Genomic DNA, 24754 nt, shown 5'->3' on the forward strand with positions numbered 1-24754 from the left:
GCTATGAACTGGACCGTTTTACTCCGTTCGATGCCGCCCAGCTGTACTTTGTCGCGCGCCAGGAACGGCGCACCCCGACCCACGTGCACGTGACGCTGGTGGCGATCCTGCGCGAGCGCCTCGACCAGATCCTCACCGAATGCGCCGCCCTCGGCTTGCAGCCCCACGCGGTGGATGTGGCGGACGCGGCGGGCGTCCCGATGGGCATCGACCTGCTACCGGTGCCGCTGCGGCCACGCCAGCGCCCGGCGGGCAAAGGCTTGCAACGCAGCCTGCCGTGGCTGTGCGGCGCCTTGCTGATTGCCGCCATGCTGCTGTGGCTCAATGACCGTCAGCGCGTGCTCGACAGCATGCAGCAAAGCGTGCGCGCGCAAAAAGCCCAGGTCGCCGAGGTCCAGGCGCTGCGCCAGCAAGTGCTGAATACCCGTGGCGCCGCGCAGTACCTGATCCGTCGCAAGACCGCCCAGCCGCCGCTCGCCGGGCTGCTCAACGAGCTGAGCGCCTGCTTGCCGTCCGACACCTGGATCGACCAGTTGGAAGTCAACGACGGCGCCGACGTTTCATTCTCCGGGCAAAGCGCCAAGGCCAGCGCCCTGATCACCCGGATCAAGGGCTGCCACAGCCTGGAAAACGCCCAGTTCGAAGGGGTGATCCAACCCGATGCGCAAACCGGCAAGGATCAATTCTCCTTGCGCGCCCACCTGCACCAGGAGGCCGCCGATGCGCCGACCACTGACACCCCGTGAGCGCCGCGGCGCCGCCCTGATCGGCCTGGCCCTGGTGCTCGGCGCCGCGTATTGGCTATTGGTCGACAGCTGGTTCGCCGGCCCCTTGCGCGAGATGGGCGAGCAGGCCGAGCAGTTGCGTGAACAGCAGCAACGCTACGCCGGCGTGCTGCGCCAGGGCGATTCCTTGCGCCAGCAACTTGAAGAGGCCCGCCAGGACCCGGCCAGCAGCACCAGCCTGTTGCCCGGCGACGACCCCAGCGCCGTGGCGGCGGACCTGATGCAACGCATCGCCGACCTGATCAACAGCCGCGCCGGCCTCGGTGGCGGCTGCAGCCTCACGCAGCGCATGCCGATCACCCCGGAGCAGGACGACAGCGAGCCGTACCGCCAAGTCAAAGTCAGCCTGACCCTCAACTGCGCCATCGAACCCTTGACCGCGATCCTGCATGAGCTGGAGTACCAGCGCCCGTTTCTGTTTGTCGATGAGATGAGCATCCGCCGTGGGCCAAACGCCCCCGCCAGCGGTGGCGCCGGCCAACTGGTGGTGCACCTGCTGGTGCGTGGCTACCTGCAACCGGCTTCTGCCACGCAGGTGCGCCGATGATCAACGCACTGCGTCCCCTGGAGTGGCTGTTGCTCGGCGTCGCCGGGCTGTTGGGCCTGTTGATGGTCGGCATCCTCAGCAGCATCGGCGATGCGCCCGAATGGTTGCCGGCACCCGAACCCGATGCGCGCGCCAACGCCACGGCCAAGGTGCTGACGGCCCCGAGCGCAACCCTGGAAAGCCTCGCCGGTACCTGGCAGGCGCCGCTGTTCAGCCCTGACCGCAGCCCTGACCGTGCGGTTGGCCAGGCCGCCGTCTCCAGCCTGTCGAGCCTGACGCTGACCGGCATCGTGCTGGACGGCGACCTGCGCGTTGCACTGCTCAAGCGCGCGGATGGTCCGCCGCTGAAAGTCCACCAGGACCAGACCCTGCCCAACGGCTGGCGGCTGGAACACCTGACACCCCGCGAAGCCCGCTTTGTCCTCGACGGCCGCACGCAGACCCTGAGCCTGCGCGGGCTGCGCCTGCCGCCGCCGTCGAGCACACCCCCGATTACCCTTCCTCACGAGTCCACCCCTTGATCGATACATTCCCCGGCGCTTTGCGCACCACCGTGTTTTGCCTGGCCACCGCCGTTTCCCTCGGTGGCTGCGGCACATTCCCCGAGCATCTGGACCCGGACGAGGCTTTGTTGCACGAGGCGATGCAGGGCACCGGCTCGCAACGCCCGCCCGTCGACCCGGCCAGCGAACAGGCCCCGGTCGACAGCAGCCAGCCCCAGGCCAAGACACCGCCCCAGCGCCAATTGATTCGCGGCAACCAGCAGTTCGTGCGCCAACCGACAGCGGCGCCGGCCGCCAAGGAGGACGCGGGCGGCGACATCGTGTTCAACTTCGCCGACCAGCCGATCGAGGCGGTGATCAACAGCGTGATGGGCGACCTGCTGCATGAGAACTACAGCATTGCCCAGGGGGTGAAGGGCAATGTCAGCTTTTCCACCTCCAAACCGGTGAACAAGCAGCAGGCGCTGTCGATTCTGGAAACCCTGCTGTCGTGGACCGACAACGCCATGATCAAACAGGGCAACCGCTATGTGATCCTGCCTGCCAACCAGGCGGTGGCGGGCAAGCTGGTGCCGGAGATGCGTGTGTCGCAACCGTCCAACGGCTTGTCGGCGCGGCTGTTTCCGCTGCGCTACATCTCGGCCACCGAGATGCAGAAACTGCTCAAGCCGTTCGCCCGCGAGAACGCTTTCCTGCTGGTCGACCCGGCGCGCAATGTGCTGAGTCTGGCCGGCACCCCGGAAGAACTGGCCAACTATCAGGACACCATCGACACCTTTGACGTGGACTGGCTCAAGGGCATGTCGGTGGGTGTGTTCGGCCTGCAACGCGCTTCGGTCGCCGAACTGATGCCCGAGCTGCAAAAAATGTTCGGCCCCGACAGCGGCATGCCGTTGGCGGGCATGGTGCGCTTTTTGCCGATCGAGCGGACCAACTCGGTGGTCGCGATCTCGTCGCAACCGCAGTACCTCAGCGAAGTCGGTGACTGGATTCACACCATCGACGAAGGCGGCGGCAACGAACCGCAGATGTACGTCTACGACGTGCGCAACATGAAGGCCACCGACCTGGCCAAGTACCTGCGGCAGATCTACGGCAGCGGCGCGATCAAGGACGACGCCCCGGCCAAGGTCGCGCCCGGTTTGCGCACAGCGACCTTGTCTTCACCCGGCACCAACAGCACCTCCGGCAATACGCCTGGCGGGCTGAACGGCAACAGCAGCGGCATGGGCAACACCACCCAGCGCGCCAGCGAGGATGAGGAGCAAGACCCCCAAGCCAGCGAAGACACCGAGAGCACCGACGACGGCACCACGGCCGACGCGCCGGCCAAAAGCCTCGACGCCGGTACGCGCATCACCGCGCAAAAAAGCAGTAACCAACTGCTGGTACGCACGCGCCCGGTGCAGTGGAAGGAGATCGAATCGGCGATCAAACGCCTCGATAATCCGCCGCTGCAAGTGCAGATCGAGACGCGCATCCTTGAGGTCAAACTGACCGGTGAACTGGACCTCGGCGTGCAGTGGTACCTGGGGCGCCTGGCGGGTAATTCCACCAGCACCACGGTGGGCAATACCGCCGGTAGCCAGGGCGCTTTGGGCGGTGGCGGGGCCGGGTTGGGGGCGACGGATTCGTTGTTCTATTCGTTTGTCAGCTCCAACTTGCAGGTGGCTTTGCATGCGCTGGAAACCAATGGGCGTACCCAGGTGCTGTCGGCGCCGTCGCTGGTGGTGATGAACAACCAGCCGGCGCAGATTCAGGTGGGGGATAACATTCCTATCAGTCAGACCACGGTGAATACGGGGACTTCTGACACCACGTTGAGCAGTGTGGAGTATGTGCAGACGGGTGTGATTCTGGATGTGGTGCCGCGGATTAATCCGGGGGGGCTGGTGTATATGGATATTCAGCAGCAGGTCAGTGATGCGCAGGATCAGGCGTCGTCGAGTAGCGACACGCAGAATAATCCGCGTATTTCCACGCGTTCGGTGTCGACGCAGGTGGCGGTGCAGAGTGGGCAGACGGTGCTCCTGGGGGGGTTGATCAAGCAGGACAATGCGGAGTCGGTGAGTGCTGTGCCTTATCTTGGGAAGATTCCGGGGTTGCGGTGGTTGTTTGGGAATACCAGTAAGTCCAAAGACCGGACGGAGTTGATTGTGTTGATTACGCCCAGGGTGATTACCAGCAGTAGCCAGGCGCGGCAGGTGACGGATGATTATCGGCAGCAGATGCAGTTGTTGAAGCCGGCTCGGTGAGCCCCTGGCCTTACGTGGGTTGGAGGGGGAGGCGCTCGATGGGGATGGTACTGCGTACATATCCATTTCTGCGGTAACGGCTGCGTATGGTTCCGCTCGTACAGCGGGTCACTTTTGGAAGGACGCTTTTGCAAAGTGACTCGCCGTAAGGGCGAAACCATAAGTAGCCGTTACCTAAATAACGGATATACACCCAACCCCCCCCCAGATAATCGCAAAAAGACATTACCAACAAGAATAACAAACAACAAAAATAATTAAATCCAAGAATATTAGCTTATGCCCAAATAGCATTATATTTTCAAAACCCATTCCGTTATGTTTGATCGCAACAGCCTACCCCTGACCTCGGATGGTACCCAGCGTGATTCAGATTCTGCGCGCCATAACCGGGTAAAGACCCCGCGGCAGAATCGTTGGAAGGGAGTTCAACGTATGTTGCCGATTCAAACCCCGCGCCCACCCCACACCTAGCCCCAAATCGCCGCAACACCCCCGAAAAAACCGAGCACCGCGCCCACCCGCGTGACTGCCCGACTTCGCGATTTGGAACGTCTGGAGTGGCTATGAAGCAAGTCTTACAACCGACCGCCGTACTCGCGCTGGCCCTGCTGGCAAACACAGCCCAGGCCCAGGACGACAGCACCCTGTCCACCGTGGTTGTCACCGGTAACCGTGGCGCCGAGCAACGCACGGTCACCAGCAGCCCGGTGCCGATCGATGTGGTCAGCGCCAAGCAATTACAGAGCACCGGCAAACCCGGTTTGATGGAAGCCCTGAGCGCGGTGATCCCGTCGCTGACCCTGCCGGAAAAAACCGGTTGGGACGCCAGCGGCATCGCTCGCGCCCCGAACCTGCGTGGCTTGAGCGCCGCCGAGGTGCTGGTGCTGGTCAATGGCAAGCGCCGCCACACCGCCGCGACCCTCAACATCAACGGCATCAACACCGGCGCGGCACCCGCCGACCTCGACCTGATCCCGATCAGCGCCATCGACCATGTGGAAGTGCTGCGCGACGGCGCCGCTGCCCAGTACGGTTCGGATGCCATTGCCGGGGTGATCAACGTGATTCTCAAGGCCGACACCAGCGGCACCTCGGTGACCAACGCCGGGATTGGCTACGACGGCAAGAAACAGACCGTGCAACAAAGCCTCAACAAGGGTTTCGAAATCGGCAACGGCGGCATCGTCCAACTGGCGCTGGACGCACGCAGCCAGAACGACGACAACAAGGCCAGCGCCAACGGCTACACCTACGCGCAAGCCTATGAGCAGGCCGGCCGCTCCACCTATGGCGGCTACGGCACACCCAAGACCAACCTGCTGACCCTGGGCTACAACGCCGAATTGCCGATCGACGACAGCTTCAGCCTGTATTCCTTCACCACTTATTCGCGGCGCAAGGCCGAGCAGGGCCAGAACTTCCGCCTGCCGACCATCACCAACACCATCACCACTGGGCCCAACGGCTACCCCGGCGGCTATACGCCGACCTGGTTTATCGACGAGGACGACTTCCAGGCCGCGTTCGGCGGCAAAGGTACCGTCGGCGAGTGGGATTGGGACTTGTCCACCACCTACGGGCGCAACGATGCGGAGCAGGGCACCACGCATAACCAGAACCCATCCCTGGGTGAGGCCACGCCGAACCACTTCACCTCCGGTACCTGGATTTCCACCGAGCTGACCACCAACCTCGACTTCAAGCGCGGCTTCGATATCGGTCTGCAAAAACCCCTCGACTTGAGCTACGGCTTCGAGCATCGCCGCGACACTTATGAGGTGCAGGCCGGTGACTATGAATCCTATGCCAACGGCGGCTACTGCGTGGCGCCGGGCAATTGTGCGTCGTCCGGGGCGCAGGTCACCAACGGCATTTCGCCGGATGAAGAAAGCAGCGCCTCGCGCAACAGCCTGGCCAGTTATGTCGACGTGGGTTTCAACCCGCTGTCGGACTGGTATGTGGGCACCGCCTTTCGCTACGAGCATTACAACGAAGGCGTGGGCGCGACGCGCAGCGGCAAGCTGACCACCCGCTACGACTTCACCCCGCAGTTCGCCGTGCGCGCCACCGTGAGCAATGGCTTCCGCGCGCCGTCTCTGGCCAACAGCCTGTTCAGCGCACGTTCCACCACCTACGGCGTGGTGAATGGGGTGTACCAGTCGATCAACTACGGCGTGTTGCCGGTGGGTTCGGCGGCGGCCCAGGCCCTCGGCGCCCAGGAGTTGAAGCCCGAACGCTCGACCAACTACAGCCTGGGTTTCACCCTCACGCCGACTGACCGCCTGAACTTCACCGCCGACGCCTACGTGATCAACCTGCGTGACCGCATTACCCTCACCGGCACCTTGCTCGGCCCGGAAATCACCCAGGTGCTGCAAGGCAATGGCATCACCTCCACCTCCGGCGGCCAGTACTTCATCAACGGCGCCGACACCCGCACCAAGGGCCTCGACCTGGTCGGCAACTACAGCCAGGACCTCGGCCAGTACGGCGCGCTGAAGTGGACCGCCGCGTTTAACTGGAACCAGACCAGGATCCTCAACTACAAGGCCGCCACCACGATCCTCGGCACCTCCTATGACCTGATGGACCGCCAGGCACGCAACCTGATCACCGGCGTGCAGCCCAGCACCAAGCTGATCCTCGGCGGCGACTGGAGCATCGACCGCTTCAACCTCAACCTGGCGCTGACCCGGTACGGCTCCTACAAGGAGGTCAACGTCTCCGACGACCGCAGCCTCGACCGCGTCTACAGCGCCAAATGGATCACCGACCTCGACCTTGGCTACAACCTCACCAAAGACCTCAACGTGGCCATCGGCGCCAAGAACCTGTTCGACGTCTACCCCAAGAAACAAGGTGTGCCCAGCAGCACCATGGTCAGCAGCTACGGCACCTATTCGCCCTACGGTTTTACCGGCGGGTACTACTACACCCGGCTGACTTACGCCTTCTAAGAGGAATAAAACATGCCCATCGTCGCCAAGTCCTATGACCTGATCGATCAGCCCAGCCCTGTTCGCCAGGCCCGTGTCTCCACACCGATCAAAGCCCTGCAAGTGGTGCCGGCCCGGCACCCCTGGCGCTGGGCCGGATCGATCTTCGCCGCGCTGGTGCTGCTCGGGATCGTGCATTCCCTGGCGACCAACCCGCGCTGGGAGTGGGGCGTATTCGGCCAGTGGTTCTTCTCGCCGTCGGTGCTGCGCGGCCTCGGCCAGACGCTGTTGCTGACCCTGCTGAGCACGGTGTTCAGCATCATCCTCGGCACCGCGCTGGCCCTGGCGCGGTTGTCCGGTTCGCCATTGTTGGCGGCATTGGCCTGGGGCTATATCTGGTTTTTCCGCTCGATGCCGGCGCTGCTGGTGTTGATCATCCTCTACAACTTTGCCTACCTGTACGACCACATCGTGCTCGGCGTGCCGTTCACCGGCGTGGTCTTCGCCGAGTGGTCGACGGTGGACGTGCTCAGCCAGTTCACCGTAGCCGTTCTGGGCCTGAGCCTGATGCAGGCGGCCTACGCCGCAGAGATCATCCGTGGCGGCCTGATCGGCGTCGACGCCGGCCAGCACGAAGCGGCGGCAGCCCTCGGTTTACCGGCTTCGCGACGCATCTTCCGGATCATCCTGCCCCAGGCGCTGCGCTCGATCCTGCCGTCGGGGTTCAACGAAATCATCGGCCTGGTCAAGGGCACGTCGATTGTCTACGTGCTGGCGCTGCCGGAGCTGTTCTACACCGTGCAGGTCATCTACAACCGCACCCAGGCGGTGATTCCCCTGCTGATCGTCGCCACCGTCTGGTACCTGATCATCACCACTGTGCTGACCAGCGCGCAGTACTACGTTGAGCGCCATTTTGCGCGCGGCACCGCCCGCGTCTTGCCGCCGACGCCGCTGCAACGCCTGCGCGGCTGGCTGAAGGAGAAAACCCATGGGTGAAGCACGCGCAGGCCGCATCCAGATCCAGGGCGTGGGCAAGCGCTTTGGCAACCAGCAGGTGCTCAAGGACATCGACCTGACCATCGACCCCGGCAAAGTCACGGTGATTCTCGGGCCGTCCGGCTCGGGCAAGTCCACCTTGCTGCGCACCATCAACCACCTGGAAAAAATCGACAGCGGGCACATCACCATCGACGGTGAATACGTCGGCTACCGGCGCAAGGGCGACCTGCTCTACGAACTCAAGGAGCGCGAGATTCTCAAGCGGCGCATCGACGTCGGCTTTGTGTTCCAGAACTTCAACCTGTTCCCGCACCTGACCGCCTGGGAAAACGTGGCCGAGGCGCCGCTGGCCCACAAGCGCTGGAGCAAGGCCGAGGCGCAGGCCAAGGCCAGTGAACTGCTGGCCAAGGTCGGCCTGGCAGACAAGGTCGACGCTTACCCGCGCCAGCTTTCCGGTGGCCAGCAACAGCGCGTGGCGATTGCCCGTGCGCTGGCACTCGACCCCAAGGTGCTGCTGTTTGACGAGCCGACCTCGGCGCTGGACCCGGAACTGGTCGGCGAAGTACTCGACGTGATCAAGGGCCTGACCCAACTGGGCGTGACCCTGGTGATCGTCACCCACGAGATCGGTTTTGCCCGCGAGGTGGCCGACCACGTGGTGTTCCTCTGCGACGGCCAGTTGATCGAAGAGGGCCCGCCCGAACAGATGTTCCGCCAACCCCGACATCCCCGCACCGTGGCCTTTCTCGGCAAGGTGCTTTAGTTCAAGGAGTGACTGCCCATGTTTATCACCACTGCCCGCGTGGCCCTGCTGGCGCTTGCCGTCAGCACCGCGCAACAAGCGTTCGCCGTGCAACAGGTCGACCTCAGCCCCGACCGCGTGCGCATCCATGTGCCGCGCAATGAAGCGGCCATCGCGCAGATCCCGCCCGGCTTCAAGTTCGCCCAACCGGGCAAGTTCACCGTGGCGGTGTCCGGCGTGGCCGGGCCGCCTCTGGCGCTACTGGCCAACGACGACAAGACCACCATCGGCAGCGAGGCCGACACCGCGCAGCTTGTTGCTGACAGTTTGGGCCTGCAACTCAACGTGGTGCAGACCAGCTGGGAAGACTGGCCGCTGGGCGTCAGCTCGGGCAAATACGACGCGGTGATCAGCAATGTCACCGTGACCGAAGCGCGCAAGAAGCGCTTTGACTTCGCCACCTATCGCCAGGATGTGCTCGGCTTTTACGTGAAGAGCACCAGCAAGATCAGTGAGATCAAACAGGCGGCGGACATTGCCGGGCTGAAGATCATCGTCGGCTCCGGCACCAATCAGGAAAAAGTCCTGCTGGCGTGGAACGAGGCCAATGAAAAGGCCGGGATCAAGCCGGCGCTGTTGCAGTACTTCGACGACCAGGCGGCCGCGCAACTGGCGGTGCAGTCGGGGCGTAGCGATGCGTTGTTCGGGCCGAATTCGGTGTACGCCTACTCCGCCGCGATCACCGGCGGCATCAAGCGCGTCGGCACCGTCAACGGTGGCTGGCCGTTGCAGGCGGATATCGCCGTGACCACGCGCAAGGACAATGGCCTGGTCAAGCCGATCCACACCGCGTTGGAAGGCGCGATTGCCGGCGGCCAATACGAGCAGGTGCTGCAACGCTGGGGCCTGGACGTGGAGCGCGTGGACAAATCGCTGATCAACCCACCGGGCTTGCCGGATTAAGGAGTCGCGAACATGGGACTGACACGACGTGAAGCGCTGTCGAGCATTGCTGCGGTAGGCGGTGAAAAGGCGGTCAAGGATGCATTGGCGGTGCTCGGCCTGGGGCCGTCATCGCACCGGCGCCCGCAACCGCTGAAACTCAAGGACGGTTTGGGGCAGGGCACCCGCGTGCTGGTGCTGGGCGCCGGGATTGCCGGGCTGGTCACCGCCCTGGAACTGACCCGTGCCGGGTTCAGCGTGCAGGTGCTGGAGGCCCGCGACCGGGTCGGCGGGCGCACCTGGACCCTGCGCCACGGCGACCGCGTGGGCTACAAGGATGGCCGCTCGCAGACGGTGGCGTTCGATCAAGGCCTGTATTTCAACGCCGGCCCGGCGCGCATCCCCAGCCAGCACCGCACGATTCTCGACTACTGCAGCGAACTGGGGGTGCCGCTGGAAGTGCTGGTCAACAGCAGCCACGGCGCCCAGGTACGCCCGGATGTGCAACAACCAGCCTTCACCGTCGGGCAGGCGATCAACGATGCGCGCGGGCACCTGTCCGGGTTGCTGGCCAAAGCGGTAACGCGCGATGCCCTCGACGATGTCTTGAGTGCCGAGGAACGCACGCGCTTGCTGGCGTTTTTGCAGGTCTACGGCGACCTGTCCCAGGAGCTGGCCTTCGAGGGCACGCTCCGTTCGGGGCACCTTGACTCACCCGCGCACCCCGGCGCCTTGCCCGCCAGCCGCAGCCCGCTGTCCCTGGACCAGCTGCTGCACCCGGAGCTGTGGGGCGCGTTGCTGCACACCGAATTCCCGGAGTTCTCGGCGACCATGTTCCAGCCGGTCGGCGGCATGGACCGCATCACCGACGCGTTCTACCAACGCGTCAGCGAACACGTGCAACTGGGCGCCCAGGTGCGGCAGATCCGCCAACTGGAAGACGGCGTGGCAGTGACCTATCACGACACACGCAGCGGCCGCGAGCAGGTGGTGCGCGCTGACTATCTGGTGTCGACCTTGCCGCTGCCGTTGCTGGCCAAGCTCGACACCGACTTCAGCGACCCGATCAAGGCCGCTTTGCTCAGCACCCGCAGCGACCAGGCGACCAAGGTGGCGTGGCAATCGCCGCGCTTTTGGGAAACCGACTACCGCACCTACGGCGGCCTGTCGTGGATCGAGCACCCGGCGCGCCTGCTGTGGTACCCGAGCAACGACCTCAATACCCGCGAAGGCCTGCTGGTGGCGGGCTACGTGACCGGGGAGGGCGCCGATGTGTTTGGCGCGCGGCCGTTCGACCAGCAGTTCGCCACCTCCAAGGAGGCCGTGGAGTTGCTGCACCCGGGCTATTCGCAACACCTGTGCCACCCACTGGCGGTGTCCTGGGAACAGATCCCCTTCAGCGAAGGGCCGTGGCTGCAACGCGAGCACTTCCCGGCTGACGCCAGTGCTTTGCTGGAGGCCGGCCACGGCCGCGTGTACTTCGCCGGCGATGGCCTGGTGCAGAGCGGCGTGGGCATCTGGCAGGAGTCGGCGGCCAACTCGGCGCGGCATGTGGTCGCGCAACTGGCCGAGCGGGTCACCCGACACACACACCTTGCGGCACTGGCCGCTTCTTAAGGAGATTCATCATGAGCGACAGCATTCAACGCACCAGCGTCGGCGATTTCCCGATCTCGCAAACCGTGACCGTACCGGCGTCGGCCAGCCTGATATTTGTCAGCGGCACGCTGCCGGACCTGGCCGACCCGCAGGTGCCGGGAGCCTATGGAAACACCGAAGTGCAGACGGTGTCGGTGTTCAACAAACTGCGCAAGATCCTTCAGCAACAAGACCTGGACCTGGGCGATATCGTGCAATTGCGGGTGTTTCTGGTCGGCGCCGAAGAGACCGCTGGCAAGCTGGATTTCGCCGGGTTGCAGCGCGGTTATACGCAGTTCTTCGGCACGCCCGAGCAGCCGAACAAACCGGCGCGCACTGCTTTGCAGGTCGTTGCGTTGCCCCTGCCCGGTGCCCTGGTGGAAGTCGAAGCCGTCGCCGCTCGCACCGCCTGACTATGGGTGGCGATACAGTTTTTTTTGCTTTGTGTTAATCCATGAAGGAGCGTTGCAATGTCCACAGCACCCCGGCAACTCAAGTTCGGTGCCATCCTCACTGGTGTCGGCACCGCGCAGAACGAATGGTTGCACCCGCAGATCCCAGGCGATGCCAGCGTGGATATCGACTGGTACCGCGCCCAAGCGCAGCAGGCGGAAGCGGCAAAGTTCGACCTGGTATTCATCGTCGACAGCCCCTACATCACCGCGGACTCAGCCCCGCATTTTCTCAACCGCCTGGAGCCCCTGACCCTGCTCTCGGCCATCGCCGGGGCCACCTCGAAGATCGGCCTGGTGGCGACGCTGACCACCTCTTACACCGAACCCTTCAACGTGGCGCGCCAGTTCGCCTCCCTCGACTTGATCAGCGGCGGCCGTGCCGGCTGGAATGTGGTCACCACCGGCCTGGAAGGCGCGGCGGGCAACTTTGGCCGTGAGCAGCATATCGACCATACCGAGCGCTATCGCCGCGCCGCCGAGCACCTGGACGTGGTCCAAGGCTTGTGGGATTCCTACGAGGACGACGCGTTTGTGCGCGACAAGGCCAGCAAGGTGTTCCTCGACCCGCAGCGCCAGCATCGGCTGGACCACCACGGCGAGTTTTTCTCGGTGACCGGGCCGCTGAATATCCAGCGCTCGGCCCAGGGCCAACCGGTGATTTTCCAGGCGGGGATTTCCGAATCCGGCCGTCGTTTGGCGGCGAATTATGCCGAGGGAATTTTTGCCGGCGTGGGCAACTTCGAGGACGCCCAGGCCTATTACAGCGACATCAAAAAACGCACGGCGGCAGCGGGGCGCAACCCTGAGCACGTGACTATCCTGCCGGGGATTTCGCCGATCATTGCCAACACCGACCAACAGGCCCAGGCCATCGACCGCGAACGCAATGGCGAGCTGGACCTGAACAAGGCGCTGGTGCAGCTGGGGCGGCCGTTCAACTACCACGACTTCAGCCAGTACCCGCTGGACGCACCGTTCCCGGAGCTGGGCGACCTGGGCAGCAACGGCTATCGCGGGCATGCCGAAAACATCAAGCAGGTGGCTCGCGATCAGCAGCTGACCCTGCGCCAGGCGGCGTTGCGTTTTGCCAAGCCGTTTTCGAGTTTTGTCGGGTCGCCCAAGACCGTGGCGGATGAGATCGAGCGCTGGTTTGTCGAGGGCGCGGTGGATGGTTTCAATATCCACGTAGGCGCGCCGGACGACTTTGCGCGGTTTACCGGCCAGGTGTTGCCCCTGCTGCGCGAGCGTGGGTTGTTCCGCAGCGAATACAGCCACAGCACCTTGCGCGGGCATTTGGGGCTGCCGGTGCCGGTGAATCGGCACACCGCTGCACGAGCCGCCTGAACGGGATCCCCTGTGGGAGCGGGCTTGCTCGCGAATGCGGTGCGTCAGTTACAGATGCATTCACTGGCACACCGCGATCCAGTCAATCGCGGCGTTACCACCGCTTCCATCGGCTCTGTCTCTTCAGGGATGCGATGAAGCTTCGCGTTTGTGGCGCATGTCTTCCATCGTTCGACGCATTTCTCGTTGGCGCTTGCTGTTCAGGCATAGCAGTCCAGCCAAGGGGCTGAGCAGGGCTAGGGTGAACAGGCTGTGATCGGGATTGTAAAAGGCGGTCGGCAGTACAAGCAGAAAATAAATCACGAATACACCAACCTGAAGCCACATCCATGGAGGGTAGCCATGAAGGACAATGCTCTGTGCGATGCCAAAAACCACGCATGCCATGCCGCCTCCGAGGAAAAACACGCCATCGTTGAACTCGGCGGAGGCGTCTGAGAAGTAGGTCAGGTTCATTAATGTGCTTGCTGTAGCAATCGAAATGCACAAGGCCAGCAGTCCGCCAAACAACGCCAGCCTGTGACGCGCCCAGAGAGGGCGAGGGTCTACGACGGAAAAGGGCTCCCGGTGATTTTTCATTCGCTTAACTCTTCGTAAATGCCGACGGCCAGCGTTTTTGTATTTCCGGTCATGGAGCTGCCTGTGAGGCCCAACGCTGCCGCAAAAGCATCATTGCGATGGGTAGCGATGATAGGTTTGATCCTTGTCGCTGGAATGCGTTTAGGGAAACTGCCTGCGGCTTGCTTTAGTTTGAGGAGCTTCGGTGACAGTCGCGGGTCCTGGATTTTCAGCAATTCATTCGTCAACTTTGCTCGCTCCTGTCGGCTCAGCCCACGGAGCACCTCTCGAAGAGATTTGCCTGTTGCCCGCTTGGAAAGGTTGATAACTTTCATTGTGGTTACGGCAGAGGTGGTGACCCCAAATAAGGAAATAGCATCCAGAGCAACCATTGCTCCTTCGTACCAGGCATTACTGTCCAGGCTGTCATTTTTCTGCGGATCCCACGCTTCGTTGACTGTTCGATAAGCGCCTACTGCGCATTGGAATAGGCCCGCTACCACTGCGGCAGTGCCAATGAATGAAATGACAACGCTTGAGCCTCCTGTAAAAGGCATCAAGGCGATCCCGCTGTAAATAACATGCCAACTCAACAACGCCCCCGCACACGTCACCGCCATAGGCAACGCCTCCTTCATCAATTCCGACTCCCGCGGCTCATGCTCCAACATCCGCTTGAACTCCACCGGCCCCACATACCTCGGCGCTTCCCGCAGCACCACCTTGATCGGCTGCACACGGCAAATCGGCTGAAACTCACGCAGCACCACGACGTTGAACAGCTCGTCGATATACACCACCCCCGCGCCAATCAGCGCCGGGTCGCTGTCGATGGCGCGGAACAATCGCCGCAGGTCGATGCTGCTTTCGATGCGTTGGCGTGTAGTGCGGTGGGCTGATGAGAATCCATCCTTGAACAGGGCGACGGTCATTCCTGAACTCCTTTTTTTGGGAGTTGAGAGAGTAAAGACGCCGCGACTGGGATGAATGTCGGAAGCTTCGTCATTTGCAGTCGGGCTCTTCCTGAAGCGACTTTGACGTCTTGTAAGCCCGCTCCCGATTGAGGAAAAGTGCGCCCCACGTCACTTCCGACAGACCACGGGACAAGGAGCCAACATGGCAGTCGATATGTTTTTGAAACTGGGCGACATCAAGGGTGAATCACGGGACCAGGCCCATCGTGACGAGATTGATATTACCCACTGGGGCTGGGGTTTATCGCAAACGGGCTCGATGCATTCCGGCACGGGAGGCGGCTCGGGCAAGGCCGACTTTGCCAACCTGAACCTGACCAAACCGCTGGATAAATCCAGCCCCAACCTGATGATGGCCTGCGCCACCGGCAAGCATTATCCCGAAGCCAAATTGGTCGTGCGCAAGGCCGGCGGAGCCAGCCCGGTGGAGTACCTGGTGATCACCTTGAAGGAGGTCATGGTGGTGTCCTACGGCACCGGTGCCGAAAGCAAGGACGATGTGCTCTACGACCGCATTGCCTTGAATTTTGCCACCGTCGACGTCAGCTACCAGCCGCAAAAGGCTGATGGCGGTAAGGACGGCGGAGCCGTGAAGTTTGGTTGGAATATCCGGCAAAACGTGAAGGTCTGAATGCCGGTTATTCCTGCAGCTGCAACGCCTGCTGCTTGAGCTGGCGCTTGCGCGCAAACGGCAACTTTTCATCATCGGCGTAGGGCGCGCTGTACCAGTTGCCGTACGTGGGGTTGGGCAGCAGGAACCAGCGCTGGCCCAGCCAGCCCACATAGGGTTCCACCGCCTGGCGCTGCGCAGCGAGGGTGTTGTGGTCGGCCTGGACGAAATCGCCCAGGGAGTCGCCGGCCATCAACAGCACACGGGCGTGGCTGGCGACCCATTGGCGGCGGCAGTTTTTGCCATAACCGGCGCTTTCACAGTGGCCGGTGGGGGTGCTGGCGGCGAGCACCTGTTCATTGCTCTCAACCGGAAACCCGCGCAGGCGCAGGTTGGCAACGGTGGCGGCGACCTGGCTGTGTTCGCGGTTGGTGAGGTAATAGACCTTGATGCCTTTTTGCTCGGCGGCTTGCAGGAACGCCACGGCGCCGGGCAGGGCCTGGGCCTTGGCCTGGTCGACCCAGGTATTCCAACGGTCGTAGGCGTAGACCTGGTTGTTGACGACGTCGCGGGCATTAAGGGGCACGTTGTCCAGCAGGGTTTCGTCGATGTCGACCACCACGGCCGGCGGCAGGCCATTGAGGTTGCGGGCGGGGAAGGGCAATGCATCCCAAGTGGGATCGGCCAGGGCCACGTCGAGTTGGCGGGTGGCATCGGCGAACACCTGGCGGTAGATCAGCTCATGTTCGATAGACGTCTGGGTCCAGAGCACGGCGTCGAGTTGGTCGTTGGCGGGCGGGGTCTGCTGGCAGCCCACGAGGGTGGCCGACAGCAGGCAGACACTGGCAAAAATCAGGTGACGCATGAAGGAGGTCTCGCAGGTCGGTAGCGCGTGGGCGCACCTTAGCCTAATTACGCAGACATGCACCACGGTACTGCGTGATCTCCCTGGTGCACCTCAGCCGTTATCAGCCGGCCCGGCTCAGGCGTATCGGCACCGACTTGGCCGCCGGCACCTTGCTGCGTTCGGCATGGTGCCAGAGCGGCACCAGCGGGTTGCATTCGGGGTAGTACGCGGCGGCGCAGCCTTCGGGGATGTCGTAGGCGACGATTTCCAGCGGTCCGACCTGGCGCTTCACCTCAGGCTCGACCGCCGTGGTCAGCATCACGCCCTGGCCGTTTTCGAAACCCAGGCGCGCGATGTCGTTGCGGTGCATGAAGATCACCTCGCGGGTGCCGCTGATCCCGCGAAAGCGGTCCTCGTAGCCGTAAATGGTGGTGTTGAACTGGTCGTTGCTGCGCAGCGTCATCAATTGCAGCACATCGCGCGGCAATGCCTCGGCGTTAACGTCATCGTCTTCATTGAGGGTGGTGGGCCGCACAAATTGCGCCTTGCCGCTGTCGGTCAGCCATTCACGCCGGGCGACGGGAATCGGGCGGTGGAAGCCGCCCGGTTCGGCCATGCGGGTTTCCATGTCGTGGAAGATGTTCGGGTAGACCGTGGCAATCGCCGTGCGGACCTGCGAGTAATCCTCGCTCCAGGCGCGCCAGTCAATCGAACCGCCAGCCGGCAAGGTGGCCTGGGCCAGGCCGGCAACGATGCTGCTCTCCGACCGCAGGTGGGCGCTGACCGGTTCGGCACTGCCACGCCAGCCGTGGATGCAGCCGGTGCTGTCCTCGGTGGCCCAGGTTTGCTCGACGCCGTTCTGGCGGTCAATCTCGATGTGCCCCAGGCACGGCAGCAGCCATTGGTTCTGGGTCGGCAGCAGGTGGGTGCGATTGAGCTTGGTCGCAATCTGCACGTTCAGTTGCAGCGCCTGCCAGGCCGGCTCCATGCGCGAGGTGTCGGGAATCGCGCGCAAAAAGTTGCCGCCCAGCCCGATGAAACCACGCACGCTTGCGGCCAGGATGCCTTCACACGCGTCCACCGTGCACAGGCCCATCTGCTCCGGCACCTTGAAGCCGAACTGCTGTTCGATCAATTCCACCGGGACTTTTTTCGGGTCTTCGGTGATGCCGACGGTGCGCTGGCCCTGCACATTCGAGTGGCCACGCACCGGGCAAATCCCGGCGCCGGGTTTGCCGAAGTTGCCGCGCATCAACAGCAGGTTGACCAGCATCTGTACGTTCTGCACGCCGTGGCGATGCTGGGTCAGGCCCATGCCGTAGATCATCATCACCCGTTCGCTGCGCGCATACACCTGCGCGGCGGCTTCGAGGGCACTGCGCGACAGACCGCAGCGGCGCTCGATGGTGTGCCACTGGCTGGCGCGAACCTGCGCCGCGAATGCGTCGAAGCCCTCGGTGTGCTCGGCGATAAAGGCATAGTCGAGTACGGCGGCGCGACCCGCCTGCTGCGCCTGGTCGTCCATCTCCAGCAGCACTTTGGCCAAACCGAGCAGGGCGGCGGTGTCGCCGCCGATGGCCACCTGGTGATACTGGGTGCTGATCACGGTGGATTCGGGGGTGAGCATTTCCACCGGCGATTGCGGGTTGACGAAGCGCTCCAGCCCGCGCTCGCGCAGCGGGTTGAAGGTGATGATCGGCACGTCGCGTTTACGCGCATCCTGCAACTGATGGAGCATGCGCGGCGCGTTGCTGCCGACATTCTGGCCGAAGAAAAACAGGCAGTCGGTGTGCTCGAAATCTTCCAGCGTCACGCTGCCGACAGGGATGCCGATGCTTTCCTGCAAGCCCACCGAAGTGCTTTCGTGGCACATGTTCGAACTGTCCGGCAAGTTGTTGGTGCCATAGGCCCTGGCGAACAGTTGGTACATGAACGAGGTTTCCAGGGAGGCGCGGCCCGAGGCGTAGAACACCACGCTGTCGGGCGCCAGGCTTTGCAGTTGTGCGCCGATTTCGCGGTAGGCCTCTTCCCAGGTGGTCTCGCGGTAGCGATCACTGGCCGCGTCGTAACGCAGCGGGTGGGTCAGCCGCCCGTGCTGTTCGAGGGCGTAATCCGACCATTCGCGCAGTTCACTCAAGGTATGTTCGGCAAAGAACGCCGGTGAAGTTTTCAACGAGGTCAATTCCCAGGTCGTGGCCTTCGCGCCGTTCTCGCAGAACTCCAGGGCGTGGGGCTTGCCGGGCTTGGCCCAGGCGCAGCTGACGCAGGCAAAGCCGTCCGGTTTGTTCTGCTTCATCAGCGCCTTGGCTGACTTGGCAAACGCCTGCTCGCGCCAGAGGATCTTCATCACCGACTGCGCAGAGCCCCAGCCTCCGGCCGCGTGGGTATAGGGCTGAAAGTGGGTCTTGGGATAGATCAGCATGGCTGCACCTGAAGGCTCTGTCGGGGGCGATATGGCTACGACGAGTGCGGTGCGTAAAAGGTTCGAGCCGAGTTCCGGGCGGTCGGCCAACCGCTCGTCCGACGTCATGTGGATTTGTTGAACGTCCGTTTATTTGCCCCAGCCCTATACATCACCACAGCTGCCTTTTCAGTCGTGCCTGGCCATTAAAAAAATACCAACCGTGAACCTTGCCGTGCGGAGAAACACCTGATGAGCGACCTACCTGCAGTCAATCCAGCAATCAAGCCGTTGCCCTTCGAACCTTCATTTGAACAGATCCCCGACGATGAAGCGCAGACCAGCCAGGAACTGGCAGAAGCCCTGCACGGCATCATGGAAACCACCTTTCGCGACAGCGGGCACGCCACCCGCAGTGTGCATGCCAAGGCCCACGGCCTGCTGCGCGGGCACATCAGCGTGCTGGATAACCTGCCACCGGAACTGGCCCAGGGCGCGTTCGCCAAGCCGGTGACGTTGCCGCTGTTCATGCGTTTTTCCACCAACCCCGGTGACATCCTCGACGACAAGGTGTCCACGCCGCGCGGGCTGGCGATCAAAGTGGTCGGCGTTGAGGGGCCGCGGCTGCCGGGCAGCGACGGTGAGGTGACCCAGGATTTTGTGATGCAGAATGCCAAGGCGTTCACCGCCGCAACGCCCAAGGATTTCCTGAAGACGTTGAAGCTGCTGGCCAAAACCACCGACAAGATGCCGGGCATGAAAAAAGCCTTCTCGGCCGTGTTGCGCGGTGTGGAGGCGACGCTTGAATCGTTGGGCGGCGAAAGCGGCACCCTGAAAAGCCTGGGGGGCCACCCGCAAACCCATATCCTCGGCGAAAGTTTTTCGACGGTGGTGCCCATGCTCTATGGCCCATACTACGCCAAGGTCGCCGTGGTGCCCGTGTCGTCAAACCTGACGGCGCTGACCGACCTGCATGTGGATTTTGGCGACAACCCGGATGGCCTGCGCGCAGCCGTCGAAGCCTACTTTGCGCAGAGTGGCGGCAGCTGGGACGTGCGCGTGCAGTTGGCCACCGACCTGGAAAAAATGCCGATCGAGGACGCCTCGGTGCAATGGCCGGAAGACCTCAGCCCGTATGTCACCGTGGCGCGCATCGACGTTGAAGCCCAACCGGCGTGGAGCCCTGAAAACGTGCGGCAGATCGACGACGGCATGGCGTTCAGCCCCTGGCACGGGCTGGCCGCGCATCGCCCCTTGGGCGGGGTGATGCGCGTGCGCAAACCGGCTTATGAAATGTCATCCGGGTTCAGGGCCGAGCACAACGGCTGCCCGATGCACGAGCCGCGTTTAGACAGGGGGCTTTGAGGCGGTCATGCATTCAATGGAGCGGTCCACGGTGGTTCTGGCGATTTCCAGCAAGTGCCACACGGCCAGAATCTTCGCTCGTTCGGGACTGGCCAGCGATTCACCGCAATCGAGCGCGGTTGCCGAAACGCTGTCGAGCAGGCTGGCGGTGTAGAGCAGGGCGTCTTCGAAGCTCAGGTCTTCGATCACGTCGTGTACGGGTGGGTTGGGGAGGTAATGGTCGAGCGCGCGGTGGAAGGCGGCGCGGTCTTTGGCTGAACTGCGGGGTGGGTCGGGGACGGGCTTGTTCATGGTGTAACTCCTGATTAAGTCAGAAGCCGGCCCAGTCGCGACTAAACGATGGGTGGCGGCTGTACGCAGGTTAGTCGACCGGCTAATCAGGAAAATCCGGCGCACCCTAAGGTGCCCTGCGCACAGCCACCATAAAACATCATGGAGGACGATGCGCCTGATTAAGAATCCGAGCGACTAAACCCGATCACTGATAAGCAGTGACGGATCGCAGACTAGCCACGGATTCCAACAGGCACAAGGCGGCAGGGATTGTCTAGGAAACGTCCTGCAATTAAAAGCGACGCGCCTTGCTGGCCCTTTACAAATCATGACCAAAGGCCAGCGGCGGCGGGGGAAACGCTCACTACAACAAGCACTGCTCACCACGTCACGCGCTGATATCCGGCTTACGGTCAATCCAGTGCGTCTTGATGCCCTTGGCCCACGCCACCGTGTAGAAACAGCTCAACAAAACGATGCCCCATTGCTCGGCATTGATCGACGACCAGAACCAGAACGGTTGGCCCGCCATGCCGAACAAGCAAGCATAACGGCGCACTTTCAGGCGTTTGCTCTGGCTGAACCAGATGGCGACCACGCCCAGGGCGGCGATCATGAGTTGGGCGATCAAGGCCATACTCCTTTGCAGGGTGCGTTTTGTTCAAAGGTGGGAGGGGGCTTGCTCCCACACATCGTTGATCTGCTCTGTCACAGATCTAGGTTACTTGTCCTTACGCGCATCCATGGTCTTCTGATGCTCGGCCAGAAACGGCTGTTCCGCCGGATCAAAGCGATCAATCCCGGCAGTGAAGCGGTGCCAGTACGGGTACAACGGCTGGCGCCGCGTCACCGCCTCGATGCGCGCAGACTGCTCTTCGGTAAGTTTCAGTTCAGTGGCCGCGAGGTTGTCGCGCAGGTGTTCTTCGGTGCGCGCGCCGACGATCAAGGAAGTAATCCCCGGACGGTCCTTGAGCCACGCCAGGCACGTGCGCGCCACCGACACGCCATGCTCGTCACCCACAGCGGCGAGGGTTTCGATGATGTCCAGCGCGCGCTCCTGGTCATGCACATAGGGTTCCGGCCAGCCGCTGCCCTGGCGCGTATTGGCCGCAGGCTTTTGCCCGCGGCGGGTGGAGCCGGTCAGCAGGCCTTCGCCCATCGGGCCCCACACCAGGGTGCCAATCGATTGGTCCAGCGCCATCGGCAATAGCTCGTACTCGGCCTCGCGCGATTCCGGGGTGTAGTAGATCTGTTGGGTGATGGGTTTGAGCATGCCGTGCAGCTCGGCCGTGCCCAAGGCTTTCATCATCTGCCAGGCGGTGAAGTTGCTGGTGCCGAAGTAGCGAATCTTGCCCGAACCGACCAACAGCCGCAGTGCCTCGAGGGTTTCCTCGATGGGCGTCATGCCGTCCCAATTGTGCAATTGGTAGAGGTCGATATGGTCGGTGCCCAGGCGTTTCAAACTGGCCTCGCACGCGCGAATCAGGTGATAGCGCGAGGAGCCCGAGTTGTTCGGGTTGTTGTCCACCGGGCTGCGGCCCTTGGTGGCCAGCAGGATGTCGTTGCGCTTGTCGCCCAGGGCCTTGCCCACCACTTCCTCGGCCAGGCCGTGGGAGTAGAGGTCGGCGGTGTCGACCATATTGACCCCGGCGTCGAACGCGATATCGAACATACGCTTGGCCTGGGGCACATCCACTGATCCGCATTTTTCAAACTCGGCGCGACCGCCGAAGGGCACGGTACCCAGGATGATTTCGGATACCAGCAGACCCGAATGGCCCAGTTGTCGGTATTGCATGTCGCCTCCTGTTTTACGTTGCACGTGAAGGTGTGAACGACAGGGTTTGCGATAGTTTGAATTTTTTCATGAAAATTTCAGACGTCTGCCGCACCATGGCGCGCAACCGGTTTTATGAGGAACACCGCGTCCATGAGCGCACTGATAGAAACCCGCGCCGTCACGCGCAGGGACGAACGCCGCCAGGTGGCATTGCTGAAGCCTACGGATTTCACCTTGAACCACGGCGACCGCGTGTCGATCACCGGCTCGTCGGGCTCCGGCAAGAGCGTGTTCCTGCGCGCACTGGCGCTGCTGGATGCGCCCACGTCAGGGCAGATCCTGTGGAACAGCCAGCCCATCGCCGACCTGGAGATCCCGCATTACCGCAGCCATATCGGCTACCTGTCGCAACGCCCGGCGCTGCTCGAAGGCACGGTCGAAGGCAACCTGCGCTTTCCCTTCAGCCTCAAGACCTTGCGCCAGCGCAGCTTCGATATGCAGGTGGTCACCGCACTGCTGGGGCATGCGGGCAAGGCCGTGGACTTCCTGTCGAAGAACGCGCTGGACCTGTCGGGCGGCGAGGCCCAGGTGGTCTCGCTGGTTCGCACGCTGCAACTGAACCCCGAAGTGCTGTTGCTGGACGAGCCCACCGCCGCCCTCGACCCCATGTCATCGCGTGACGTGGAGGCGCTGATCAACGCCTGGTTCGCCGCCGACAATGCCCGCGCCTATGTCTGGGTGTCCCATGACCTCGACCAGGCCCGACGCATGAGCGACATCCACTTGCAGATGAGTGCCGGCGTATTGAGCGAGGCGACCCGACCATGAATTATCAGAACCTGAGCGCCCTGGACATGGGCATCGCCGCCTCGCTGATCCTGATCAATGGCGCGTTGTCGCTGCTGCTGCGCCTGGGCCTGGGCCGCCAGTTGCTGTGGGCGGCGGTGCGCACCGTGGTGCAATTGTTGGCCATCGGTTACCTGTTGGGCTGGGTGTTCGAGTTTGCCTACTGGTACGTGGTGCTGCCGCTGATGTGTGCGATGACCCTGATCGCCGGGCTCTCGGCGGCGGGGCGCGGGCGGCGTACGTACCGCGGGCAGCGCGCCGACAGCATCCTCTCGGTGTGGGGCAGTTCATGGCTGGTGACGGCGGTGGGTTTGTTTGCGGTGATCCGCATCCACCCGTGGTACGAGCCGCAGTACGCGATTCCGATCCTGGGGATGATCCTCGGCAATACCCTGACCGGTGTGTCGCTGGGCATCGAGCGCATGACCCAGGAACTGACCACGGGCCGCAACAGCATCGAGATGATCCTGGCCCTGGGCGGCTCACGCTGGGAGGCGGCGCAGGAAGCCATCCGCCAGGCGGTGCGCGCGGGCATGATCCCGACGTTGAACCAGATGACCGTGGTCGGCATCGTCAGCCTGCCCGGCATGATGACCGGCCAAGTGCTGGCGGGGGAGAGCCCGGTGGACGCGGTGCGTTATCAGATCGTGATCATGTTTTTGATCGCTGCGTCGTCGGCGCTGGGTACGGTGGGGGCGGTGTTGCTCACCTACCGGCGGCTGTTCTCCACGAGCCACCGGTTTTTGCGCGACCGGCTTGAAGCGCGCTGACAATTTTGGTGTCAAGCAAGCCTGCCCGCCACAACAGGCCGGCTCAATCAGTCCGCCACCCCGAAATCCAGCACCACTTTCATTGCCTGGGTCTTGTCCGCTGCCAGCTCGAACGCCTGCACCGCCTGTTCGAACGGCACGGTGTGGGAAATCACCGGGCGCACGTCGACGATCTGGCGGTTGAGCAAATCCACCGCCTGGGCAAACTCACTGTGAAAGCGAAACGTGCCACGCAAATCGATCTCGCGGCTCACCAGCAAATTCAACGGCAGCGACACGTCGCCACCCAACCCGACCGTCACCAGCACCCCACGCGGCGCCATGCACTCCAGGCCGTTACGCAAGGCCTGGGCGCTGCCGGAGACTTCGAACATCACCTCGAAATAACCTTTTTCAGCGGTGTAGCGCTTGAGTGCGTCGTTGCCGTCGGCCAGGTTGTGGGTGCGCGTGGCGCCCATTTTTTCGGCGCAGGCGAGGGCGCTGGCGGACAGGTCCACGGCGACGATTTCCCCGGCACCGGCGGCGCGCAGGCTGCCGATCAACAGGTTGCCGATCGGGCCGCAGCCGGTCACCAGCACACGCTTGCCGAATACCGCACCGCCGCGCTGGATCGCATGCAACCCCACCGACAGCGGCTCGGCCAGCGCACCTTCGGCGAGGCTGACGTGATCTGCCAACACGTGCGCCTGTTGCGTGTCGATCACCAGGCTCTGGCGAAACGCGCCCTGAATGTGCGGAAACGGCATCGCGCTGCCGTAGAAGCGCATGTTCAGGCAATGGTTGGGCAGGCCCTGATGGCAATAGCGGCAGCCGCCGCAGGGGCGCGATGGCGACACCGCAATGCGTTGGCCGACCTTGAACAAGCCAGCGTCCGAACCCACCGCATCGATCACCGCCGACACTTCATGGCCGAGCACCATCGGCTCGCGCAGGCGCACGCTGCCGAAGCCGCCATGCTGGTAGTAGTGCAGGTCCGAGCCGCAGATACCGCCGCGCGCAATGCGTACGCGCAGTTGGTCGGGGGCAAGGGTTTGCGCTTCATTCTGGGGATCGACCCGCAGGTCCTTTGAGGCGTGACAGACGATAGCGTGCATAAAATTCTCCAGGATTACAGCGACGCGGTGATGCCACCGTCGACGTACAGAATATGACCGTTGACGAAGCTCGCGGCGTCGCTG

The 24754-nt window shown here is 63.0% G+C and carries 23 protein-coding genes; 15 read left to right on the top strand and 8 right to left on the bottom strand.

The window, feature by feature from the left end; genetic code table 11:
- The 11 genes from WBR57_RS22255 to WBR57_RS22305 all read left to right on the top strand — a co-directional run.
- Positions 1–746 (top strand): PilN domain-containing protein (locus WBR57_RS22255; protein WP_424086665.1); only part of this gene is annotated, 746 nt, incomplete at its 5' end.
- Positions 721–1332: a type II secretion system protein GspM gene (gene gspM, locus WBR57_RS22260; RefSeq protein ID WP_124427061.1), complete on the top strand. Its 612-nt coding sequence runs from the start codon at positions 721–723 to the stop codon at positions 1330–1332. The genes WBR57_RS22255 and gspM, both read left to right, overlap by 26 nt.
- A complete protein-coding gene (locus tag WBR57_RS22265; protein WP_424086668.1) occupies positions 1329–1853 on the top strand; it encodes a hypothetical protein in 525 nt (174 codons plus the stop codon). Before gspM ends, WBR57_RS22265 begins: the two co-directional genes overlap by 4 nt.
- Positions 1850–4090: a type II secretion system secretin GspD gene (gspD, locus tag WBR57_RS22270; protein WP_424086670.1), complete on the top strand. Its 2241-nt coding sequence runs from the start codon at positions 1850–1852 to the stop codon at positions 4088–4090. The genes WBR57_RS22265 and gspD overlap by 4 nt, the downstream gene beginning before the upstream one ends.
- A 566-nt stretch (positions 4091–4656) precedes the next feature.
- Complete coding sequence (locus WBR57_RS22275; RefSeq protein WP_424086672.1) at positions 4657–7050, top strand: TonB-dependent receptor plug domain-containing protein; 2394 nt, start codon at positions 4657–4659, stop codon at positions 7048–7050.
- A gap of 12 nt (positions 7051–7062) precedes the next feature.
- Positions 7063–8028: an amino acid ABC transporter permease gene (locus WBR57_RS22280; RefSeq protein ID WP_424086674.1), complete on the top strand. Its 966-nt coding sequence runs from the start codon at positions 7063–7065 to the stop codon at positions 8026–8028.
- A complete protein-coding gene (locus tag WBR57_RS22285) occupies positions 8021–8794 on the top strand; it encodes an amino acid ABC transporter ATP-binding protein (RefSeq protein ID WP_424086676.1) in 774 nt (257 codons plus the stop codon). Before WBR57_RS22280 ends, WBR57_RS22285 begins: the two co-directional genes overlap by 8 nt.
- 18 nt (positions 8795–8812) lie before the next feature.
- On the top strand, positions 8813–9736 hold the full coding sequence (locus tag WBR57_RS22290) for an ABC transporter substrate-binding protein (RefSeq protein WP_424086678.1): 924 nt from the start codon (positions 8813–8815) through the stop codon (positions 9734–9736).
- A gap of 12 nt (positions 9737–9748) precedes the next feature.
- Positions 9749–11332 (top strand): flavin monoamine oxidase family protein, encoded by a 1584-nt coding sequence (locus WBR57_RS22295; RefSeq protein WP_424086679.1) that lies wholly within the window; start codon positions 9749–9751, stop codon positions 11330–11332.
- 11 nt (positions 11333–11343) lie between these two features.
- A complete protein-coding gene (locus WBR57_RS22300; protein WP_424086681.1) occupies positions 11344–11766 on the top strand; it encodes a RidA family protein in 423 nt (140 codons plus the stop codon).
- 57 nt (positions 11767–11823) lie between these two features.
- On the top strand, positions 11824–13152 hold the full coding sequence (locus WBR57_RS22305) for an LLM class flavin-dependent oxidoreductase (protein WP_424086683.1): 1329 nt from the start codon (positions 11824–11826) through the stop codon (positions 13150–13152).
- A gap of 123 nt (positions 13153–13275) precedes the next feature.
- Here the strand turns inward: WBR57_RS22305 and WBR57_RS22310 are convergent, their stop codons facing one another.
- Both WBR57_RS22310 and WBR57_RS22315 read right to left on the bottom strand, forming a co-directional pair.
- Positions 13276–13608: a hypothetical protein gene (locus WBR57_RS22310; protein ID WP_424086685.1), complete on the bottom strand. Its 333-nt coding sequence runs from the start codon at positions 13606–13608 to the stop codon at positions 13276–13278.
- A 119-nt stretch (positions 13609–13727) separates the two neighbouring features.
- Positions 13728–14642 (bottom strand): NAD synthetase, encoded by a 915-nt coding sequence (locus WBR57_RS22315; RefSeq protein ID WP_424086687.1) that lies wholly within the window; start codon positions 14640–14642, stop codon positions 13728–13730.
- 184 nt (positions 14643–14826) lie between these two features.
- Here WBR57_RS22315 and WBR57_RS22320 point away from each other — a divergent pair, with 184 nt between their 5' ends.
- Positions 14827–15315 (top strand): Hcp family type VI secretion system effector, encoded by a 489-nt coding sequence (locus WBR57_RS22320; RefSeq protein WP_424086689.1) that lies wholly within the window; start codon positions 14827–14829, stop codon positions 15313–15315.
- A gap of 7 nt (positions 15316–15322) precedes the next feature.
- On the opposite strand, the gene WBR57_RS22325 is transcribed toward WBR57_RS22320, so the two are convergent.
- Both WBR57_RS22325 and WBR57_RS22330 read right to left on the bottom strand, forming a co-directional pair.
- Entirely contained in the window at positions 15323–16159 is an 837-nt protein-coding gene (locus WBR57_RS22325) for a 5'-nucleotidase, lipoprotein e(P4) family (RefSeq protein WP_424086691.1), read from the bottom strand.
- A 103-nt stretch (positions 16160–16262) separates the two neighbouring features.
- Complete coding sequence (locus tag WBR57_RS22330; RefSeq protein ID WP_424086693.1) at positions 16263–18563, bottom strand: FdhF/YdeP family oxidoreductase; 2301 nt, start codon at positions 18561–18563, stop codon at positions 16263–16265.
- 231 nt (positions 18564–18794) lie between these two features.
- On the opposite strand from WBR57_RS22330, the gene WBR57_RS22335 reads away from it, so the two are divergent.
- On the top strand, positions 18795–19907 hold the full coding sequence (locus tag WBR57_RS22335) for a catalase family protein (protein WP_424086695.1): 1113 nt from the start codon (positions 18795–18797) through the stop codon (positions 19905–19907).
- Here WBR57_RS22335 and WBR57_RS22340 read toward each other — a convergent pair.
- From WBR57_RS22340 to WBR57_RS22350, 3 genes are all read right to left on the bottom strand, one after another.
- On the bottom strand, positions 19890–20198 hold the full coding sequence (locus tag WBR57_RS22340; RefSeq protein ID WP_424086697.1) for a DUF6124 family protein: 309 nt from the start codon (positions 20196–20198) through the stop codon (positions 19890–19892). The two genes, WBR57_RS22335 and WBR57_RS22340, sit on opposite strands and share 18 nt — an antisense overlap.
- Positions 20199–20568: 370 nt before the next feature.
- A complete protein-coding gene (locus WBR57_RS22345) occupies positions 20569–20817 on the bottom strand; it encodes a hypothetical protein (protein ID WP_424086699.1) in 249 nt (82 codons plus the stop codon).
- 84 nt (positions 20818–20901) lie between these two features.
- Positions 20902–21978: an aldo/keto reductase gene (locus WBR57_RS22350; RefSeq protein WP_424086701.1), complete on the bottom strand. Its 1077-nt coding sequence runs from the start codon at positions 21976–21978 to the stop codon at positions 20902–20904.
- Positions 21979–22110: 132 nt separating this feature from the next.
- Here WBR57_RS22350 and WBR57_RS22355 point away from each other — a divergent pair, with 132 nt between their 5' ends.
- Together WBR57_RS22355 and WBR57_RS22360 are read left to right on the top strand one after the other, a co-directional pair.
- Positions 22111–22788 (top strand): ABC transporter ATP-binding protein, encoded by a 678-nt coding sequence (locus WBR57_RS22355; protein ID WP_424086703.1) that lies wholly within the window; start codon positions 22111–22113, stop codon positions 22786–22788.
- Positions 22785–23576, top strand: a complete 792-nt coding sequence (locus WBR57_RS22360) for an ABC transporter permease (RefSeq protein WP_424086705.1) — start codon at positions 22785–22787, stop codon at positions 23574–23576. Before WBR57_RS22355 ends, WBR57_RS22360 begins: the two co-directional genes overlap by 4 nt.
- A 47-nt stretch (positions 23577–23623) precedes the next feature.
- Here WBR57_RS22360 and WBR57_RS22365 read toward each other — a convergent pair whose 3' ends face one another.
- Positions 23624–24670 carry an L-idonate 5-dehydrogenase gene (locus WBR57_RS22365; protein WP_424086707.1) on the bottom strand — a complete coding sequence of 349 codons (1047 nt, stop codon included), beginning with the start codon at positions 24668–24670 and terminating at the stop codon, positions 23624–23626.
- Positions 24671–24754: the final 84 nt, after the last annotated feature.

The sequence above is a fragment of the Pseudomonas sp. genome (assembly GCF_049590575.1).
Classification (GTDB): Bacteria; Pseudomonadota; Gammaproteobacteria; order Pseudomonadales; family Pseudomonadaceae; genus Aquipseudomonas.